This is a genomic window from Lysinibacillus sp. NPDC097287, assembly GCF_044761695.1.
GTDB lineage: Bacteria > Bacillota > Bacilli > Bacillales_A > Planococcaceae > Lysinibacillus.
In genome coordinates this window covers 1-1473 of the sequence record NZ_JBIWCX010000052.1, presented here as the reverse complement: position 1 = coordinate 1473, position 1473 = coordinate 1, and the positions used below count along the sequence as shown (strand labels likewise).

At 60.6% G+C, this 1473-nt stretch carries 3 protein-coding genes; all 3 read left to right on the top strand.

Annotated elements, in window-relative coordinates; all coding sequences use genetic code 11:
* A partial coding sequence (locus tag ACIQ2D_RS21950) for an HNH endonuclease family protein (protein ID WP_402867413.1) occupies positions 1–358 on the top strand: 358 nt, incomplete at its 5' end.
* Positions 359–840: 482 nt separating this feature from the next.
* Positions 841–1152, top strand: coding sequence for a hypothetical protein (locus ACIQ2D_RS21945; protein WP_003941809.1), 312 nt, complete (start codon positions 841–843; stop codon positions 1150–1152).
* Between the two features lie 116 nt (positions 1153–1268).
* The coding region (locus ACIQ2D_RS21940; RefSeq protein WP_402867412.1) for a hypothetical protein at positions 1269–1473 on the top strand (205 nt) is incomplete at its 3' end.

Genomic DNA, 1473 nt, shown 5'->3' with positions numbered 1-1473 from the left:
CGCCGGCACGCTTCACGACCCGTACACCGGAACCGATATCGCGTTCTCCACGTCCAATCCTTCGGCTATTCAGATCGACCATGTCGTGGCACTTTCGAGAGCCTGGGATGCGGGGGCAGCGAATTGGACTCCGCAGCAAAGGGTGAACTTCGCCAACGACACGGACGTCAACTTGCTTGCCTCCCAAGGCAAAGCAAACCAATCGAAGTCAGATCAAGGCCTCGACACCTGGCTTCCCCCCAACGCTGCATTCCACTGTGACTACGCCATCAAATATCTCACCGTGGCCGCGAAATATCACCTGATGATCACTTCCGCCGATGCCGGCGCGGCGCGCACCGCCTGCGCACAGAAATGAGGAGAAGTAGATGAGTTCTACCGATGGTGATGATCACATCCGCTTGTCGAACGAAATCCTTGAAAGCAGACGACGAACCCGCCTCAGTCGGGCAATCGCGACGATAGGTTTCGCCGCAGGCGCCGCACTCACGGGAGGCGTGGTGACCGGCGCCTGGCTCTACTTTCTCGGCTTCTTCGCGTTGATCACAGTCGGCGTGGCCGTCGGCAACGGCATCAGTGGAGCCGTCGACCGGGGAGATCCGACTCGGCTCCTTCATCCCGGTTCTGGTCAGTGCGGTAGCACTGGGAATCATCATCTACCTCGTGTTCTCCGGCCGTTTGTCCGAGATCCTGACCTTCACCACCGGTCCTATCGCCTGAACCCAAGGCGCAACGGGTGTCCTGCATTCGACTTTTACGGACTCTCGATGTTGTTCGGCTTCAATCTCGAAATCTCCGTCACGAAACGATCCCAACCTCTCGGAAAAAAGGAATTCAGCCATGACGAGCATCGACAGCACAGACACACAGGGCGCCGCGGATTCGAACCAAGAAACCTGGCTGCACCTCGAATCCGCCCTGCGGGATATTCCGGCGCCGGGCCGCTTCAAATCCCTTACCTGCAGTGAGCACGCCGCGCTCGCCGAGCGCGTGTCCATCCTTGCGTTGCAACCCGACCCGTTTGACGCCCGTGGATTTGCGTACCCCGAAGGCATCCGCGGCACCCTCCAACGCGCCGCACAGATCCACGCCGCACTCGCCGCCCTTCCACCTGATGTCCTACCCACTACGTCCTCTGAGGCGCAGTCGTGAGCAATGAATCGAGTGTTGGCGACCGAATCGCACCCTGCTCATCACTCTCGGTCGCTGCAACCGCGCTCGAAATGGGGCACCGCGTGCAATTCGCGGAGTCCCGGCGATGGTGGAGGGTGCGAGCAACATCCGGCGATGGCAGGTTCGCGATCCTTACCAGCCCCTTCAACCTCCGCAGGGTCCCGTACTACACGATCCTCGACACCGAGCGCGGCGTACGCGGCCCGGACGACAGAATCTTCTGCAGCGGTTACGAAGACGACAGCGACATCGCAGATCGGATGCGCGAGCTGATCGCCGGAGACATCCAAGTGATCCGCC

Coding starts and splice junctions, on each gene's coding strand:
- ACIQ2D_RS21945 (WP_003941809.1), top strand. CDS start 841: ATGACGAGCATCGACAGCACAGACACACAGGGCGCCGCGGATTCGAAC.